This window comes from Microbacterium sp. (assembly GCF_052102115.1).
Taxonomy (GTDB): Bacteria; Actinomycetota; Actinomycetes; order Actinomycetales; family Microbacteriaceae; genus Microbacterium.
In genome coordinates this window covers 20,320-38,503 of sequence record NZ_JBQDVP010000021.1, presented here as the reverse complement: position 1 = coordinate 38,503, position 18,184 = coordinate 20,320, and the positions used below count along the sequence as shown (strand labels likewise).

Below are 18,184 nucleotides of genomic sequence, written 5' to 3'. Positions count from 1 at the left end.
AGGCATGCGCGAGCCGATCGGCGACGACGACGGGCAGCCGCTGACGCGGCGGGAAGCCCGTGAAGCGTCGACCCCGGGAGACGAGCCGGTTCCGCTGACGCCGCCGGTCGACGAGCCGGTCGTCCCTCCGCGTCCACCGCTGCCGGTTTCGCCGGACTTCGCCTCGGATCCCGCTGCAGCGATGCGCGAGCAGCTGCGCCAGGCCCGCGGAGACTTCGAGACGCACGTCAACCAGGCCAGAGAGCACCTGGACCAGGCCAACGAGCGCATCAAGGCGCGAACCGGCCGCGACCTCATCCTGGCCATCCTGGTCGGTCTCGCCTTCGGTGTGGTGCTGCTGGGCTCGCTGCTGTTCTTCAAGGAGCTGTTCGTCCCGATCGCCCTGGGGCTCGCGACCCTCGGGGTCTTCGAGTTCACTCGTGCCCTGCGCACGGCAGGCAGACGCATCGACATCGTGCCGCAGGTCGGCGCCGGCGCCGTTCTCGTCCTTGCCGGATACTTCGCGCCCGCCTGGCTGACCTGGGTGACGCTGATCTTTGCCATCGCCTTCGTGATCGTCTGGCGCCTGGTGGTGCAGATGGTCACGAAGGACGGGCGCACCTACGGTGACGTGCTCGTGGACGCCGTCGTCGGCGGGTTCGTGCAGATCTACGTGCCCTTCCTCACGGCTCTCGCTCTCATGCTGCTCCGCCAGGAGGGCGGGCAGTGGTGGGTCCTCGCCTTCATCGCCGTCGCGGTGGCATCAGACACCGGCGCGTACGCTGCGGGCGTGGCGATCGGCAAGCACCCGATGGCGCCGCGGATCAGCCCGAAGAAGACCTGGGAGGGATTCGGGGGAGCCGTCGTTGCCGCAGCCGCCGCCGGTGTCCTGCTGGCGCTGTACTTGCTCGAGATTCCCTGGTGGGCTGGTCTCATCGTCGGACTCGCCATCCTCCTGTCTGCGACTCTCGGAGACCTCGGCGAGTCCATGATCAAGCGCGACATCGGCATCAAGGACATGAGCTCCTGGCTGCCCGGTCATGGCGGACTGCTCGATCGGCTCGACAGCATTCTGCCGTCGACGGTCCCGGCGCTCATCCTCTACTTCCTGCTATCTCCCTGGGCGGTGCTCGTATGACCTCGAATTCACTGGACGACACGGTGGACGACGCCGCCGATGATACCGCGGATGATGCGGTGGACGAGGAGACGGTGTCGGTGACCACGTCCGAGGAAGAGCGTCCTCCCGCGTTCCGCACGACCAGCGGACGGGAGCGCGGCTACCACCGAGCTGCGGTGGACACGTTCCTCGCCGCGGCACGGGAGAGCTTCGAATCCGAAAGCGGACTGACCGCGGCCGAGGTCCGCATCGCCTCCTTCCCGCTAGTGAGAGAGGGGTACATCGTCGGTGACGTCGATGCGGCACTGGGCCGCATCGAAGATGCCTTCGCCGCCCGCATCCGCGAACAGGCCGTCCGCAGCGGCGGTGCCGAGGAATGGGTCGTCGAAGCACGGACGCAGGCCCAGGAGATCCTCGACCACCTCGCTCGTCCCCGTCGGCGCAAGTTCGCACGCACGGGATTCCTCACGTTCGGCTATCGCATCGACGAGGTGGACCACGTTGCCGCGCGCATCGTCCGCTACCTGCGCGACGGCGAGGATCTCACCGTGGAGCAGTTGCGATCCGCAGCCTTCCGCATGCAGCGCGGCGGGTACCGCGAGGAGCAGGTCGATGCGCTGCTGGATGCCGCGATCGATGTGATTCTCGCCGTGCGCTGATCACTCATGGTGAATTCAGACTGTCCTGGTTAGAATGATGGCATTGTGACTTCCGGAACCGATATCGATCCCGTAGGCAGACAGACCACTGCGGTCGCCTCTGCGGCACCGAAGACCGCCGCTCCCGTGAAGCGGCGCTGGTCTCGTCGGCGCGGTGTGGTCGGCGTCTTCGCAGCCTTCGGCGTCGTGGCTCTGTCAGCTGCTGTCGTCGCTCCGACGGGGATGGCACTGGCCGAGCAGCCTGAAGCCGATATCGAAACGCCATTCTCTCTCGCAATGGCAGATACGCAGGACCTCAGGGTGAGCATCTCCGGCGCGACGATCGCTCCGGTCGACCGCGGCGAGTTCGACGTGTACGTCACCCCGACGCCGACTCCTGAGCCCGAGCCTGAGCCCGAACCGGCAGCCGTGGACGAGCCCGAATCCGACTCGTCGGGCGGTGGCGGTCCGCTGTTCTACACCGGCGGTGGTGCACCGGCGGAGTGGATGGCCGCAGCCGGCATCGCTTCGGGGGACTGGGGCTACGTCGACTACATCGTCTCCAAGGAGAGCGGCTGGAATCCGAACGCCATCAATCCGTCCTCGGGTGCCTGCGGTCTCGTGCAGGCGTTGCCGTGCAGCAAGGTGCCCGGCAACGGCCACGACCCCGTCGACAACCTGCGGTGGGCGACCGGGTACGCTACCGGTCGCTATGGCAGCTGGGCCGGCGCTTACGACTTCTGGATCAATAACAACTGGTGGTAATGCGTCGACATGCCACGCTCGAATCGCCGACGTCAAGAGCGCCCCGACGCTGACGAATCCTTCGAGCGTCTGCTCGCGGGATGGCGGCGAACCGAGATGCGTCAGGGCCGCGAATGGTCCGTGCAGCCGGTCTCTGCTCAGCAGTCCGTGAAGGAGTACACCTGCCCCGGGTGCCGCGGTGCGATCGCCGCGGGCACAGCTCACCAGGTGGTCTGGCGTGCAGACGGGGTGCTCGGCGACGCGGCCGATCTCGCTGCGCGACGGCACTGGCACACGCACTGCTGGAAGGTGGCCTGACCCGCCGCTCGCGTCATCGTTCGTTCATGCGGGGGATGAGCACCTGACGGTAGATGATCAGGATGCTGGCGGCCACCGGGATCGCGATCAGTGCACCGAGCAGGCCCAGCAGCGCTCCGCCGGCGAGGGCAGCCACGACGACCACGGCGCCGGGCACCGAGACGGCACGGCTCATGATGCGGGGAGAGATCACATACGCCTCGACCTGCATGTAGATGAGGTAGTAGATTCCCGCTGCCAGGGCGGTCGCCGGTGAGCCGAGCCCGGGGATCAGACAGACCAGCACGATGATGGTCGATCCGGTCAGGGTTCCCACGAGCGGGATCAGCGAGAAGAAGAACGCGATGACCGCGAGGACAGCCGCGAAGGGCGCGCCGATGATGCTCAGGTAGATGGCGCTGAGGATGCCGTTGATCACACCCAGCGTGACCTGACCCATGACGTAGTAGCCGACGGAGTCGGTGATCTGCTCGGCGAGATCGACGAAGCGCGGGCGCTTGGAGGCCGGCACCAGCTGGTAGAACGCGCGCTTGAGCGACGGTGTGGATGCGGTGAGGTAGATCGTGAGGATCAGCACGATGAACGCGCCGAACAGTCCGGTGACGATCGTGAGGCTGGCGTTGATCACGCTGCCGGTGATATCGCCCACGTTCGCGATCAGCCACTCCTGCGTCTCGGTCAGCACCCGCTCAATATCGAGATTCGGGAACAGGCCGGTGATCCATTCCTCCGCGTCGGAGAGGAACGTCGGCCGACTGACCAGTCGCAGGATCTGCTCGATGAGCTGCGTCACCTGCGAGACGATGACGGGCAGCACGATCAGCACGATGCCGGCGAAGATCCCGAGTACGACGATGAGGGTGATCAGCACCGCCAGCCAGCGGGGGAGCCGGCGCCGTTCGAGGAATGAGATGACGGGATCGAGGCCCAAGCTGATGAACAGGGCCGTGCCGACATAGAGCAGCACCGTGGACAGCGACTCGAGGCTGCCGATCAGCAGGATGCCGAGGCCGACACCCAGCGTCGCCACGAGCGCTGTACGGAACGGGTTGTGGAGTTTCATCTGCCTCCTCCGGAAAAGACTGCTCTCAGAGTAGTCGCCGGAGCCGAAGGAGATTTGACGACGTGCCGGGTATCCGTACCCCCCTCGTAGTCAACACTCAGTCTGTTTCGATAGTCTGAAACGTCGAGCGGGGACCCGGGCGAGCGTCCGGGTCACGTAAGGAGTCTTTTCGTGCGTTTCGTATGGGCCGTCGTGGCCTTCGTCCTGGCCACGCTTCTCATCGGAGCGGGCATCGCTCAGCGAACCATCTTCACAGGGCCGTCGTCCCAGCAGGTGGAGCTGAGCGTCGAGGAGCCGGCATCCTACGTCCTCGTCGACGGAGCGGTGCTGCGCGAGAACCCCGGGCAGCAGACCCTGCTCATCCGCGACGAGGGCGACATCTTCGCCGCCTACGGCCGCACGGCCGACATGGAGGCTTGGCTCTCCGATGCCACCTACAACGCCATCACCCTGGGCGACGACGGCTCACCGGAGAGCGCGCTCGTCGAGCCGAGCGCTGACAGCGAGTCCGAGTCCGGCACCCCCGAACCGACGCCCAGCGAGGATCCCGCTGCCGAGGGCGACGCCGCCGATGAGGAGGCCGCAGACGAGCCCGGCCGGAACCCGGCGGGTTCTGACCTGTGGCTCGACTCGTTCACTGAGCAGGACCAACTCATCACAGACATGCAGCTTCCCGAGGGCATGAGCGTGCTCATCGCCAAGGACGGCACCGAGCCCGCACCCGCCGACATGGTCGTCTCCTGGCCGCTGAATACGTCGACACCGTGGGTGGGACCGCTGATCACTGCCGGCGGGGCCGTGCTGCTGTTCGGTCTGGTGATGTACGTGCTGGCGATCCGCCACCAACGACGTGGCCGCGGACCGCGCCGCAAGGGCCCTGGTGCGCTGCCGGCAACGGAACCGATCGGCCTCTCCGTCGAATCCGGCGACGCGCGCGAGGAACTCGAGGCGAAGCCTGGTAACCCGAAGTCCTCAGACCCGGAGCCCGCGGACTCTGCGCCGGAGAAGTCCGAGAAGACCGAGCGCCGGGCACTCGACCGCCGACGGCGTCTACTGGCGCTGCCCGCGCTCGGCATCGCCGGGCTCCTCTTCGCCGGATGCTCGAGCGATTCGTGGCCGCAGTTCGACGAGGCATCCCCGACGCCGACGCCCACGCAGACCGTCATCACCCCCGAGAACCAGAAGCCGCCAGCGGTGACGGAGTCGCAGGCCTCGCGCATCCTCCAGGAGATCTCCTCGACGCTGGAGAAAGCCGATGAGGAGATGGACCTGGACCTCGCCGGAACCCGTCTCGAGGGCCTGGCGCTCGACGCCCGCTCCACCGACTACGAGCTGCGCGCCAGCATCGACGACCGGCCGCTGCCCGTCACCATCCCGACCGAGCAGGTAGAGGTGCTGTTGCCGCAGGCCACGGATACCTGGCCGCGCACCGTGCTGACGCTCAGCAAGAGCAAGTCCGACGAAACCGTGCCGCCGGTCATCCTCACCATGACCCAGGCCGACCCGTGGTCGAACTACAAGGTGACCGATATCGCCGAGATGCAGGCATCGACCGAAATTCCCGAACTCGCGCCGGCGTGGCTGGGCACGAGCATGATCACCGAGAACGCGGCTGCGTTCCTCTCGCTCGCGCCCGATGAGATCGCTCCGGCATTCGCCGATGTCGTCGACAGCGGTGAGGACAGCGAGTACTACGATGCCTTCGATCCGGTGACCATCGAACTCGCGGAGTCGATTCAGGCGAGTAGGGACACGGTCACTCAGGCGCTGGTCGACAACGGTGCGGCCGAGACCTCCGAGGCCACGTTCGACATGGTGCCGAGCGATGAGCCGCCAGTGGCGATGGCCACCCTCGACAGCGGCGCGATCGTGGCGGTCTCGATGAGCGACAGCGAGAAGATCACCCCGACCTCGAGCGACGCGGTGATCCGATTCGGGGATAACCTCGACGCGAAGACCCTCACGGGTGTGGAGGAGGCGTCGAAGGGCGTCGACACCACCTACGGTCTTCAACTGTTCTTCTCCGTACCCGCCCAGGGCTCGACCGAGCAGATCCGACTGCTCGCCGTGCACCAGGACCTCCTCGACGTGAAAGTGATCAAATGACCGATATCTCTCCAGCGGCTCTGCGCGGGGCCGTCGATCTCTCCTCGCTGCGCAATCGCCCCACGGCCCCGGCGGATGGCGCGCAGCAGCCTGCGAGCTCTCCGGAGGTCGGTGGTTTCGTCGTCGACGTCACGGATGCGACCTTCGGGCAGATTCTCGAGCTGTCCAAGACCGTTCCCGTGGTCGTCGACCTCTGGGCGGAGTGGTGCGGCCCGTGCAAGCAGCTGAGCCCTATCCTCGAGAAGGTCGTCACCGAACTCGCGGGCCGGGTCGTTCTGGCAAAGGTCGATGTCGACGCGAACCCGCAGCTGGCGCAGAGCTTCCGTGCGCAGTCGATCCCGATGGTCGTGGCGCTCATCGGCGGACAGCCGGTACCGATGTTCACCGGGGCCGTCCCCGAGGAGCAGGTGCGCCAGGTGTTCGACCAACTGCTCCAGGTCGCCGCTCAGAACGGCGTGACCGGCAGCGTTGGCGGCGAGCAGCAGCCCGCCGAGGATGCTGACGGTGCGGACGCCGAGGAGCCGCAAGAGGCGCCTCTGCCCCCGCTGCACGCCGAAGCGTACGCCGCGATCGAGAAGGGCGACTACGCCACGGCGATCGCCGCCTATGAGAAGGCGCTCGCGGAGAATCCGCGTGACGAGGACGCCCGCGCCGGGCTCGGCCAGGTGCGCCTGCTCGACCGCGTGCAGGGGCTCGACCTGCAGGAAGCACGTGCCGCGGCCGCTGCGAACCCGCAGGACGTTCAGGCCCAGTTCGCCGTCGCCGATCTGGACATCTCCGGCGGCCACGTCGATGACGCGTTCGGCCGTCTGCTCGACCTGTTCGCGGTCCTACCGTCCGCAGAGCGCGCGCCGGTGCGCGAACGCCTCGTCGAGCTGTTCGGCCTCATCGGCGCGGATGATCCGCGGGTGACGGCGGCGCGCAACCGACTGTCTTCGCTGCTGTTCTAGTCCTTCGCGCCCGAGCGGTGCCGCAGCCACAGCGTCGACAACGGGGGCACGGTTATCTTCGTGCGCGGGATGCCGTGGTCTCCGGAGACGTGTGCCGCCACGCGGCCGTAATTGCCGATGCCCGCTCCGCCGTACTCGATCGCGTCGGTGTTGAGGATCTCCTCCCAGACGCCGTCAGCGGGCAGGTCGAGTTCAAGGCCGGCGCGTTCCACGCCAGCGAAGTTGCTGATGACTGCGACGCGACCGCCGTGCAGGTCGCGGCGTTCGAAGGCGATCACGTTCGGGTCCCAGCTCGGCGCGCCGAGACGGCGGAACCGCGTGTTATCGCCGTCCCGCTCCCACAGCGGCGCGGTGCCGCGGTAGACGCTGTTCATGGCGCCGACGAAACGCTGCAGCTGCGCGTGCGACGGTTGATCCAGCAGCCACCAGTCCAGCGGGCGACTCTCTGACCACTCGGCGATCTGTCCGAACTCCTGGCCCATGAAGAGCAGGTTCTTGCCAGGGTGGCCCCACATATACGCGAGGTACGCGCGCACGTTCGCGAGCTTGTGCGCGTGGTCGCCCGGCATCTTCGAGACCAGGCTGCCCTTGCCGTGCACGACCTCGTCGTGACTGATCGGCAGCAGGTAGTTCTCGCCGAACGCGTAGACGAAGGAGAACGTCATCTCGCCCTCGTGGTGCGAGCGGTGCAGCGGGTCGCGGGCGATGTACTGCAGCGAGTCGTTCATCCACCCCATGTTCCACTTGAACCCGAACCCGAGCCCGGCCTGATCGGTGCGCGCGGTGACGCCGGGGAAGCTCGTGGATTCCTCGGCGATCATGACGATGCCGGGGTGGTTTCGGTAGGCGGTGGCGTTGACCTCCTGCAGGAAACGGATCGCCTCGAGATTCTCGCGCCCGCCGTGCACGTTGGGCTCCCACTCGCCGTCGCGCCGGGAATAGTCCAGATACAGCATCGACGCGACGGCATCGACGCGCAGCCCGTCGATGTGGAACTCCTCGAACCAGTAGAGCGCGTTCGCGACGAGGAACCCGCGCACCTCCGGGCGCCCGTAGTCGAAGATGAGCGTGCCCCAGTCCTGATGCTCGCCACGACGCGGATCAGGATGCTCGTACAGGGGGCGTCCGTCGAAGCGGGCCAGGGCGAACTCGTCTTTGGGGAAGTGACCGGGCACCCAGTCGAGGATCACGCCGATGCCGGCCTGGTGCAGCCGGTCGATGAGGTAGCGCAGGTCGTCGGGGGTGCCGAACCGGGCGGTGGGAGCGTAGTAGCCGGTCACCTGATAGCCCCACGAGCCTCCGAACGGGTGCTCGGCGAGCGGCATGAACTCCACGTGCGTGAACCCGGTCTCGGTGACATGCGCGATGAGCGGATCGGCGATGTCGCGGTATCCGAGGCCGCCGCGCCACGAACCGAGGTGCACTTCGTAGACGCTCATCGGCTGGGCGACAGCGTGGGTGGCTGCCCGTCGGGTCATCCAGGCGCCGTCCTTCCAGCTGTACGCCGAGAAGGGGACGATCGACGCCGTCTGCGGCGGCACCTGAGTGCGCTGCGCCATGGGGTCGGCCTTGTGCACCCACGAGCCGTGCGGGGTGAGGATCTCGTACTTGTAGACCGTACCGGGGGCGACGCCGGGGATGAACAGCTCCCACACACCGCTCGATCCCATCGATCTCATGCTGTGGGCTTCACCGCTCCAGTCGTTGTGACCGCCCACGATGCGCACCGCCTGCGCGTTGGGCGCCCAGACGGCGAAGGCGATCCCGACATCCCCGTCGATGAGATGGGCGTTGGCGCCCAGGGCCTCCCAGAGACGCTCGTGCCGCCCCTCGCCGATGAGATGCAGGTCGAACTCGCCGATGGTCGGCAGATGCCGGTACGGATCGCCGGAGACCTGTTCGGCACCGCCGTCGTACACCGTCGCGATCCGATACGGCACGGGGGCTCCCAGATGCGAACCCTCCCATATGCCGTCGGAGGCATGTTCGAGGGGAACGCGGGTGCCGTTCTTCAGGATCGCGACGACGCTGTCGGCGAGCGGACGGCGTGCCCTGATGGTCGTGGAGGTGCGGCCCGCGGCATCCTGTTCCGGGTGGGGGCCGAGTACATCATGGGGCGCGTGGTGTGTTCCGGCGGCGACCGCCGCCCACGCTGCCCCGCCCGGCCCGTTCTCTCCGGTGCTCACGATCGCCCCCTGACGTGGAGGATGTGCACCGGTTCATCGAAGGCGTCCAGCCGCACGTAGTTGTGATCCGACCACGTCCAGCCGACCCCGGTGACGAGGTCGACGACTTCGAAGGTCTCGCCCGGTTCGACGCCCCAGATGCGGGTATCGAGGTGAACCGTCGTCTCGCGCACCGAATGCGGGTCGACGTTGGCGACCACGAGGATCGTGTCCGGCTCGCCGTTCTCCGTGAATCGCCCGTCCAGGTGCTTCGAATACACCAGGATGCCGTCGTCGTCGCTCCAGTGCACCCGGAGGTTGCGCAGTTGGCGCAAGGCGGGATGTGCGCGGCGGATCTCGTTGAGGTGACGCAGGTACGGAGCGAGCGAGGCGCCGGAGCTCTCGGCGGCAGCGAAATCGCGCAGCTTGTACTCGTACTTCTCGTTATCGATGTTCTCCTCCGATCCCGGTCGTGCGATGTTCTCGAACAGCTCGTACCCCGCGTACACGCCGTAGACAGGAGCCGCGGTGGCCGCGATCGCCGCACGCACCTTGTAGGCGGCGCGGCCGCCGAACTGCAGATACTCGGTGAGGATGTCCGGAGTGTTGACGAACAGGTTCGGACGCAGGTAGTCGGCGGTCTCGGTGGCGAGTCCCGTCAGGAAGGTCTCGAGCTCGCGCTTGGTGTTGCGCCAGGTGAAGTAGGTGTAGCTCTGCTGGAATCCGGCCGCGGCAAGCCCGCGCAGGGGAGCAGGCCGGGTGAAAGCCTCCGCGAGGAAGATCGCATCGGGGTCGGTGGCGGTGACCTGTGCTATCAGCCATTCCCAGAACTGGAGGGGCTTCGTATGCGGATTGTCGACCCGGAAGATCTTCACCCCCTGTGCGATCCAGTGCCTCACGACGCGCAGCACCTCGTCGCGCAGACCCACCGGGTCGTCGTCGAAGTTCAGCGGATAGATGTCCTGGTACTTCTTCGGCGGGTTCTCGGCGTAGGCGATGGTGCCGTCCGGCAGCGTCGTGAACCATTCGGGGTGCGCGGCCACCCAGGGGTGATCCGGTGACGCCTGCAGCGCGAGGTCGAGCGCGACTTCGACGCCGGCGCTGCGCGCCTTGCGGACGAAGGAGCGGAAGTCGGCCAGGGTGCCGAGGTCGGGGTGCACCGCGTCATGGCCGCCCTCGGCAGCACCGATGGCCCAGGGAGAACCCGGGTCGCCGGGCCCCGCGACGAGGGTGTTGTTCGGACCCTTGCGGTGCGTGCGTCCGATGGGATGGATCGGCGGCAGATACAGCACGTCGAAACCCATGGCCGCGACCCGATCGAGACTTTGGGCGGCAGTGCGGAACGTGCCGCTCGTGATCGTGCCGTCTTTCTTGCGCGTCGCGCCCTCGGACCGGGGGAAGAACTCGTACCAGGCGCCGATACCGGCGCGGGTGCGCTCCACCACGATGGTCTGTTTCGCGGTCTCTGCCGACAACGACATCAGCGGCCTCGCAGCGAATATCGCCGCGAGATCCGGATCCACAGCCACGGAGAGTGCCGTGGCAGCATCCGCGCTATCCAGCAGCGCGGCCGTGCGGGTCAGCATCGCGCGCTCCGCCGCGGGTCGCCGTGCGTCGGAGGCGGCCCGAGCGAACAGGTCACGGCCGAGCGCGGCCATCACTGCGACGTCGACTCCCGCGGCGATCTTGACGGAGGCGGCATGTGCCCAGGTCGCGAAGTCGTCGGCGAACGCTTCGAACCGGTATCGCCAGTCGCCCTGCGCGTCCAGCGCGATGTCCGCCAGCCACCGGTCGCTGCCGTCGCCGAGCGGAGCAAGGCGGTGCAGCGTCTTCGTGCCGTCGGGGGCGGTGAGACGCACATGCACGCCGATGCGGTCGTGCCCCTCGCGGAACGCCACGACGCTGAACGGGACGACCTCGCTGGCGAAGGCCTTGGCCGGGAATCCGCCGGGCGCGACGGGCCGCGGGTCCGCGAGCGGGATGCGTCCGGTCAGGGTACCGGCGGACGGCGTCCCGGGTCGGGGCCGCACGGGAATCTGCGCGGGACTGCGAAGGGCCGCGGAGCGAATGCCGGAACGAGCTACCACACCCTGAATCTACCGCGCCCCGGTGCCGCGGTGAACCTGTGTGCGGCGTGTGCGGCGGACTTATCGCACCTGGAACAGGCGCATGGACGTTCCGGGGGTCGGCACGACGTCACCGGGCGCGAACTCGACGTGCTCCAGCGCAGGCTGCTCGTCGGCGCTCGACCACACCGAGATGAACGTCGTCGCCCCCTCGATCGATGTGGGAAGGGTGATGTCAGCGGGCGCCTCGACGCCGTGCACGGTCAGCAGGATGCGGTTGATCGGCTCGTCCACAGGCGTGGAGGCCGCGACGTACTGCAGCGTGCGACTGCCGGGGTCGGTCCACTGCGCGTCCGCCATCATCTCGCCGTCCTGGTTGTACCACTCCATGACCGAGGCGTTCGGGGTGTGCACGTCGCGGCGCGCGTAGCGGCTGGGGCGCAAAGCTGCGTTCTCACGGCGCAGTCGCGTGAGCGCGGCCACATGTTCGAGCAGATCCTCCTGCCACGGTTCTCGCTCCCAACTGAGCCAGGTGAGGGCGGAGTCCTGGGCGTAGGCGTTGTTGTTCCCGCCCTGCGACCGGCCGGACTCGTCTCCGGCGGTGAGCATCGGAATGCCCGCCGAGAGCAGCAGTGTTCCGAGCAGGTTGCGCATGGCCTTGCGTCGCGCCGCCATGACCGCCGGATCGCCGGTCGGCCCCTCGACGCCGTGGTTGAAGGACCGATTCGTGTCGGCACCGTCGCGATTGTCCTCGCCGTTGGCTTCGTTGTGCTTGACGTCGTATGTCACCAGGTCATGGAGGGTGAAACCGTCGTGCGCGGTGACGAAGTTGACGCTGGCGAGCGGTCCGCGCTCCTTGCTGAACGTGTTCGACGAGCCGGCGAGGCGGGTGGCGAAGCCGCCGATGCCGACCGGAGCCGATGCGCGCCGTGCGTAGTCGATGTCGCTCAGCCAGAAATTGCGGACGCGGTCACGGTAGCGATCGTTCCATTCGTGCCAGCCGTCTGGGAAGCTGCCGGTCTGCCAGCCGCCCATGCCGACGTCCCAGGGTTCGGCGATGAGTTTGACGTCCTTCAGCGCCGGATCGTTGCGGATGGCCAGGAGCAGCGGATGCTCGCGGGAGAACGTGTGCGCGGCATCCCGCCCCAGAGCGGCGGCGAGATCGAAACGGAAGCCGTCGATCTGCATCTCCTGCGCCCAGTACCGGAGCGAATCTAGAACGAGTCGCGCACCGGCATCCATCGCGGTGTTGAGCGTATTGCCCACGCCGGTGGTATCGATGTACGCACCGTCGGGCTGCTGTCGGTAATAGCTGGCGTTGTCGATGCCGCGCAGGCTCGACCGGGGGCCGCCGATGCCCTCCTCGGAGGTGTGGTTGTAGACGACGTCGAGGATGACCTCGAGGCCCGCCTCGTGCAGCAGCTTCACCATGCCCTTGAACTCGGCGAGCACCGCTTCGGGCCCCTGTTTGCGCGACTCCTCGGTGGCGTAAGCGGTGTGCGGGGTGAAGAAGTTGAGGGTGTTGTATCCCCAGTAGTTCGTCAGTCCGCGCTCGAGCAGGCGCGGCTCGGAGACGAAGGCATGCACGGGCAACAGCTCGATCGAGGTGACGCCGATGCGATGGAAATGCTCGATCATCGCGGGATGCGCGAGCCCGGCGTAAGCGCCATGCAGCGCGGGCGGGACATCGGGATGGCGTTTGGTGGCGCCCTTCAGATGCGTCTCGTAGACGACGGTCTGTTCCAGCGGCACCCGGGGCTTGGCGACCCCGCCCCAGTCGAATCCGTCTTCGATGACCACCGAGCGCCATTCCTCATACCCGTCGCCCTGCGCGAGACCGCGGGCGTAGGGGTCGAGCAGCAGCGTCTCCGGATTGAAAGTGTTGCCGGGACCGTGCGGTCCGCCGACGCGCAGGGCGTAGCGGGTGCCCGGCTGCAGCAGCGGCGTGGTCACCTCCCACACGCCACCGGGCTTGCGCTCGAGCGGCACCTCCTCGGTCACCCAGTCCAGATCCGTCTCGTCGAAGGTCACCAGCTCGACGGAGGATGCGTTCTGAGACCAGACGCGCAGCGTTGCCGCACCGTCGTGCAGTCGTACGCCGAGATCGTCGAGGGCAGCACCTCCGGGCGGAGTGAAATGGGGCATGTGTACAGCGTAGAGGCGAGAAGTAGGGGAGAGTTGAAGGATGCGGTACTACCTCGACCATGCGGCGACGACTCCGCTGCGCCCCGAGGCGCGCGAGGCGTGGCTTGCGGCCTCCGAGCTCGTCGGCAACGCGTCGTCGACGCATGGCGCGGGTCAGGATGCGCGGCGCCTGCTCGAGGATTCGCGCGAGCGCATGGCCGCCGTGCTCGGGAGCGATCCGATCGAGATCGTACTCACCTCCGGCGGCACCGAATCCATCAATGCGGCTCTGCACGGGCTGTGGGCGCTGCGCCCGGCGGGCAGCGATGCCGTCGTGCTGCCGGATGGCGAACATCACGCGACCATGGATACGGTCGCGGCGCTCGCCTCGGACGGAGCCGCGGTGCGGGCAGTGCCCCTCACACAGACCGGGCGCATTGCACCGGAGACCTTCGCCGATTCTCTGGCAGGGGCGGCGCTGGCGACCGCGCTGGTGGCGAACAACGAGGTGGGGACCCTGAACGATCCCGGTGCGCTGGCTGCGGCCGCTGCTCGCGCCGGAGTGCCGCTGCATCTGGATGCCGTGGCCGCTCTCGGGCATGTGCCGCTGTCGTTCCGCGAGCTGCGGGGGGATGCTGCGGCCGGAGCCGGCCTGGTCGCCATGAGCCTCGCGGGGCACAAGATCGGCGCCCCGGTTGGTGTGGGAGCGCTCGTCGTCGCCCGTACGGCGAAGATGGCCCCGCTGCTGCACGGCGGAGCTCAGCAGCGCGGACTGCGGGCGGGCACGCAGGACGTGCCGGGGGCTGCGGCGTTCGCCGCCGCACTCGAGGCCGCAGAGGTCGAGCGGGAGAGCGAGAATGCGCGCCTGGCAGGGCTGCGCGATCGGCTCATCGACGGCATCCGCTCGGCGGTTCCCGCCGCCCGACTGCTGGGCGATCCGGTGGACCGGCTGCCCGGCAATGCGCACTTCCTGTTCCCTGGTGCCGTGGGGGAGAGCCTGCTGTTCCTCCTCGATGTCGCCGGCGTCGCAGCATCCACCGGATCTGCCTGCCAGGCCGGCGTCGCGGAGCCCTCGCACGTGGTGACGGCGATGGGCGGCAGCGAACAGGACGCCCGCAGCGTGCTGCGGTTCACGCTGGGGCGAACGTCGACGGATGCCGATGTGGATGCCGTGCTCGGCGCGATCGCGGATGCCTATGTCCGAGCATCCGGGGCGCATACAGCCCCGCGCTCGTAGACTTGACCCATGCGAGTTCTAGCGGCGATGAGTGGCGGCGTCGATTCCGCGGTCGCGGCCGCGCGTGCCGTCGAAGCGGGGCACGACGTCACGGGTGTGCACCTCGCCCTCTCACGGGCGGGCGGAACGCTGCGCACCGGCAGCCGCGGCTGCTGCACCATCGAGGACGCCTTGGATGCTCGGCGCGCCGCCGACCTGCTCGGCATCCCGTTCTACGTGTGGGACTTCTCCGAACGCTTCCGCGATGACGTGATCGACGATTTCATCAGCGAGTATCAGGCGGGGCGCACCCCGAACCCGTGCATGCGCTGCAACGAGAAGATCAAGTTCGCAGCGCTGCTTGAGCGGGCGATCGAACTCGGCTTCGACGCCGTGTGCACCGGCCACTACGCCACGCTCGAGGACGGCACGGGCGGGCTCGAACTGCACCGCGCATCCGACAACGCCAAGGACCAGTCGTACGTGCTCGGCGTGCTGACCGCTGAGCAGCTGGCGCACACGTACTTTCCGCTGGGGCAGACGCCGTCGAAGGCGCTCGTGCGCGCAGAGGCGGCTGAGCGCGGCCTCAGCGTCGCGCAGAAGCCGGACAGTCACGACATCTGCTTCATCCCGGACGGCGATACCCGCGGCTGGCTGGCTGAGAAGGTCGGCGCAGCTGCTGGCGACGTCGTGGACCGCAGCGGCGAGGTCATCGGGTCGCACGAGGGGGCGCACGCCTTCACCGTGGGGCAGCGTCGTGGTCTGAAGCTCGGTGTACCGGCATCCGACGGCAAGCCGCGATTCGTGCTCGAGGTACGCCCGGTGTCGAACACGGTCGTGGTCGGGCCCAAGGAGGCGCTGGCCATCGGTGAGATCTCGGGGGAGCGGCACTCCTGGGCAGGCGCTGCGCCCGAGGAGACGTCGTTCGACTGCGAGGTGCAGATCCGTGCGCATTCGGAGCCGGTGCCCGCTCATGCGTTCCTCTCGGATGCCGGGGTGCGGGTCGTCCCGGACGTCGCCCTGGATGGCGTGGCGCCCGGTCAGACCGCCGTGCTCTACGTCGGCACGCGCGTGCTCGGGCAGTTCACGATCGACAAGACCGTCTCCGCCGTCCCCGTCGGCGCCTGAGCCCTGTCGCGACGCGCGCTTCCCCTGCGGGTCGTTGAGCGAGCGCAGCTCCTGCGGGTCGTTGAGCGAGCGCTTTTCCTGCGGGTCGTTGAGCGAGCGCAGCGAGACGAAACGGGTTGAGCGGAGGCGCGCAGCGCCGCAGACGAAGCCGCAACCTCGCCCCCGACAATGTCCGTCCCCGCTTCTAGACTGGCAGGGTGCCGGAGAACATCTCACTGGAAGACGCTCGTACCGAGTCCGAGGATCTGACCACCCGCATCCTCGAAGCGAAGGATGCGTACTACGGGCGTGACACCTCGCTGGTCGACGATGCTACCTACGACGGGTGGATGCACCGGCTCGAAGAGCTCGAGCGACTCTATCCCGAGCTCCAGGGGCAGGATTCTCCGACGCAGATGGTCGGCGCCGCGCAGGCGACGGGGCTTGCGACGATCGAGCACGCCGAGCGGATGCTGAGCCTCGACAACGTGTTCTCCGTCGACGAACTGCGCGAGTGGGCGGTGAAGACGCGCGCGGCGACCGGGCGCGATGTCGCCTGGCTGACCGAGCTGAAGATCGACGGGCTGGCGATCAACCTGCGGTACGAGAACGGCATGCTGACCTCCGCCGCGACCCGGGGCGACGGCCGTGTCGGTGAGATCGTGACGGAGAACGCGCTGCGCCTGGCCGATATCCCCGAGCGGCTCAGCGGCGAGGGGCACCCGGAGATCGTCGAGGTGCGTGGTGAGGTGTTCATCCCCGTCGCGGCATTCGAGCGGCTCAACGCCGCGCAGGCGGAGTTCCGGGAACGCGTCTACGCCGACGCACGCGCCCGGTGGGAGGCGCGAAACGGGGCCAAGCGTCCGTTCGAGGACGAGAAAGCACGCACCGCTGCCGCCCGTCGGTTCCCGGCCTTCGCGAATCCGCGCAACGCTGCCAGTGGTGGCCTGCGCCAGCAGATCGACAAGAAGGACGGTCTCGAGCTCGAGGCTGGGCTGCTGCGCATCGAATCGCTGTCGCTGTACGTGCACGGCGTCGGTGCCTGGCCGAATCCACCGGTCGCCGCACAGAGCGAGGTGTACGACCTGCTGTCGACGTGGGGGCTGCCGACGAGCCCGCACACGAAGGTGTGCCATTCGATCGACGAGGTCACAGACTTCGTCGCCCATTTCGGCGAGCATCGGCACGACATCGAGCACGAGCTCGACGGCATCGTCATCAAGGTCGATGAACTGGCGCTGCACGATGAGCTCGGACAGACCAGCCGCGCCCCGCGCTGGGCCATCGCGTACAAGTATCCGCCGGAAGAGGTGCAGACCACCCTGCTCGACATTGTGGTGTCTGTCGGCCGGACCGGGCGGGCGACGCCGTTCGCGGTGATGGCGCCGGCGCACGTCGCGGGATCGGTGGTGCGTCAGGCAACGCTGCACAACAAAGACGTCGTCAAGGCCAAGGGCGTACTGATCGGCGACACCGTCGTGTTGCGCAAGGCCGGCGATGTCATCCCCGAGGTGCTGGGGCCGGTCGTCGATCGCAGGGACGGCTCCGAACGCGAGTTCGTCATGCCCGAGAACTGCCCGGAGTGCGGCACACCGCTGCGCCCGATGAAAGAGGGTGACATCGATCTGCGCTGCCCGAACGCACGGTCGTGCCCGGCACAGGTGCGCGGGCGGGTCGAGCACATCGGGTCGCGCGGCGCGCTCGATATCGAAGTCCTCGGCGAGGTGACCGCTGCGGCGCTCACTCAGGCAGAGGCACCGGCCGTTGCTCCTCTGGACACCGAGGCCGGTCTGTTCACCCTGGCGCTTGAGGACCTGGTGCCGATCTCGGTCGTCGTCAGGGACGCCGAAACCGGGCTCCCCAAAGAAGACGACGGCGTCGTGAAGACCCGTTCGCCGTTTCGTCGGAACCCGACGGCAGCAGAGAAGAAGCAGGGGCTCGAAGGACCGCAGCCGTCATCTCAGGCGGTCAAGCTGCTCGCCGAACTCGAGAAGGCGAAGACCAAGGAGCTCTGGCGCCTGCTGGTCGCGCTGAACATCCGCCACGTCGGCCCGGTCGCCGCGCGGGCGCTGGCGCAGTGGTTCGGCTCCTTGGACGCGATCCGCGCCGCCTCTCGCGAAGAACTCGCCGCGGTCGAGGGGGTCGGCGGCATCATCGCCGATTCGCTGCTCGACTGGTTCGATGTCGACTGGCACGTCGACATCGTCGAACAGTGGACGGATGCTGGTGTGCAGTGGGCCACGCCCGGGCATCCCGGCCCCGGCGCAGGAGTCGCCGAGGGCGGAGTGCTCGAGGGGCTCACCGTCGTCGCGACCGGTTCGCTCGAGGGCTACACGCGCGATGGGGCCCAGGAAGCGATCATCCAGGCCGGCGGCAAGGCGGCATCCAGCGTCTCCAAGAAGACCGACTTTGTCGCGGCCGGGCCGGGAGCGGGCTCCAAGCTCGGAAAGGCCGAGGAACTCGGCATCCGTATTCTGGACGCCGCCCAGTTCCACGTCCTCGTCACCGAGGGCCCCGACGCGCTCGACTGAGTCGACCTCCCGTGAGAATCAGTTTGCTGCATGAGAATCAGCCCGGCGGGGCGGTTC

The 18,184-nt window shown here is 67.9% G+C and carries 13 protein-coding genes; 9 read left to right on the top strand and 4 right to left on the bottom strand.

What is annotated here, in order from left to right; genetic code table 11:
• Positions 1-4 precede the first annotated feature (4 nt).
• Genes ACTICP_RS08585 through ACTICP_RS08570 form a run of 4 tightly spaced genes read left to right on the top strand, consistent with a single transcriptional unit; the run spans position 5 to position 2,799 of the window.
• Positions 5-1,117: a phosphatidate cytidylyltransferase gene (locus ACTICP_RS08585; protein ID WP_441891394.1), complete on the top strand. Its 1,113-nt coding sequence runs from the start codon at positions 5-7 to the stop codon at positions 1,115-1,117.
• The gene (locus ACTICP_RS08580; RefSeq protein ID WP_441891392.1) at positions 1,114-1,758 is read left to right on the top strand and encodes a DivIVA domain-containing protein; all 645 of its coding nucleotides are present in this window, start codon (positions 1,114-1,116) and stop codon (positions 1,756-1,758) included. Before ACTICP_RS08585 ends, ACTICP_RS08580 begins: the two co-directional genes overlap by 4 nt.
• A 45-nt stretch (positions 1,759-1,803) precedes the next feature.
• Positions 1,804-2,502, top strand: a complete 699-nt coding sequence (locus ACTICP_RS08575; protein WP_441891390.1) for a transglycosylase SLT domain-containing protein — start codon at positions 1,804-1,806, stop codon at positions 2,500-2,502.
• 9 nt (positions 2,503-2,511) lie between these two features.
• Complete coding sequence (locus ACTICP_RS08570; protein WP_441891388.1) at positions 2,512-2,799, top strand: hypothetical protein; 288 nt, start codon at positions 2,512-2,514, stop codon at positions 2,797-2,799.
• Positions 2,800-2,812: 13 nt separating this feature from the next.
• On the opposite strand, the gene ACTICP_RS08565 is transcribed toward ACTICP_RS08570, so the two are convergent.
• Positions 2,813-3,862: an AI-2E family transporter gene (locus ACTICP_RS08565; protein ID WP_441891386.1), complete on the bottom strand. Its 1,050-nt coding sequence runs from the start codon at positions 3,860-3,862 to the stop codon at positions 2,813-2,815.
• A gap of 171 nt (positions 3,863-4,033) precedes the next feature.
• Here ACTICP_RS08565 and ACTICP_RS08560 point away from each other — a divergent pair, with 171 nt between their 5' ends.
• Complete coding sequence (locus ACTICP_RS08560; protein ID WP_441891384.1) at positions 4,034-5,968, top strand: glycosyl transferase; 1,935 nt, start codon at positions 4,034-4,036, stop codon at positions 5,966-5,968.
• Positions 5,965-6,918 carry a tetratricopeptide repeat protein gene (locus tag ACTICP_RS08555; protein ID WP_441891382.1) on the top strand — a complete coding sequence of 318 codons (954 nt, stop codon included), beginning with the start codon at positions 5,965-5,967 and terminating at the stop codon, positions 6,916-6,918. Before ACTICP_RS08560 ends, ACTICP_RS08555 begins: the two co-directional genes overlap by 4 nt.
• Here the strand turns inward: ACTICP_RS08555 and glgB are convergent.
• Genes glgB through glgX form a run of 3 tightly spaced genes read right to left on the bottom strand, consistent with a single transcriptional unit; the run spans position 6,915 to position 13,294 of the window.
• Positions 6,915-9,104 (bottom strand): 1,4-alpha-glucan branching protein GlgB, encoded by a 2,190-nt coding sequence (glgB, locus tag ACTICP_RS08550; protein WP_441891380.1) that lies wholly within the window; start codon positions 9,102-9,104, stop codon positions 6,915-6,917. The genes ACTICP_RS08555 and glgB overlap by 4 nt on opposite strands.
• Complete coding sequence (locus tag ACTICP_RS08545) at positions 9,101-11,170, bottom strand: maltotransferase domain-containing protein (RefSeq protein ID WP_441891378.1); 2,070 nt, start codon at positions 11,168-11,170, stop codon at positions 9,101-9,103. The genes glgB and ACTICP_RS08545 overlap by 4 nt, the downstream gene beginning before the upstream one ends.
• Positions 11,171-11,230: 60 nt before the next feature.
• The gene (glgX, locus tag ACTICP_RS08540; protein ID WP_441891376.1) at positions 11,231-13,294 is read right to left on the bottom strand and encodes a glycogen debranching protein GlgX; all 2,064 of its coding nucleotides are present in this window, start codon (positions 13,292-13,294) and stop codon (positions 11,231-11,233) included.
• Between the two features lie 40 nt (positions 13,295-13,334).
• Here glgX and ACTICP_RS08535 point away from each other — a divergent pair, with 40 nt between their 5' ends.
• The 3 genes from ACTICP_RS08535 to ligA all read left to right on the top strand — a co-directional run bounded on the left by ACTICP_RS08535 (position 13,335) and on the right by ligA (position 18,127).
• Complete coding sequence (locus ACTICP_RS08535; RefSeq protein ID WP_441891374.1) at positions 13,335-14,510, top strand: cysteine desulfurase family protein; 1,176 nt, start codon at positions 13,335-13,337, stop codon at positions 14,508-14,510.
• Positions 14,511-14,519: 9 nt separating this feature from the next.
• The gene (gene mnmA / locus ACTICP_RS08530; protein ID WP_441891373.1) at positions 14,520-15,617 is read left to right on the top strand and encodes a tRNA 2-thiouridine(34) synthase MnmA; all 1,098 of its coding nucleotides are present in this window, start codon (positions 14,520-14,522) and stop codon (positions 15,615-15,617) included.
• A gap of 197 nt (positions 15,618-15,814) precedes the next feature.
• Positions 15,815-18,127, top strand: coding sequence for an NAD-dependent DNA ligase LigA (gene ligA / locus ACTICP_RS08525; RefSeq protein ID WP_441891371.1), 2,313 nt, complete (start codon positions 15,815-15,817; stop codon positions 18,125-18,127).
• The last annotated feature ends 57 nt before the right edge of the window (positions 18,128-18,184 follow it).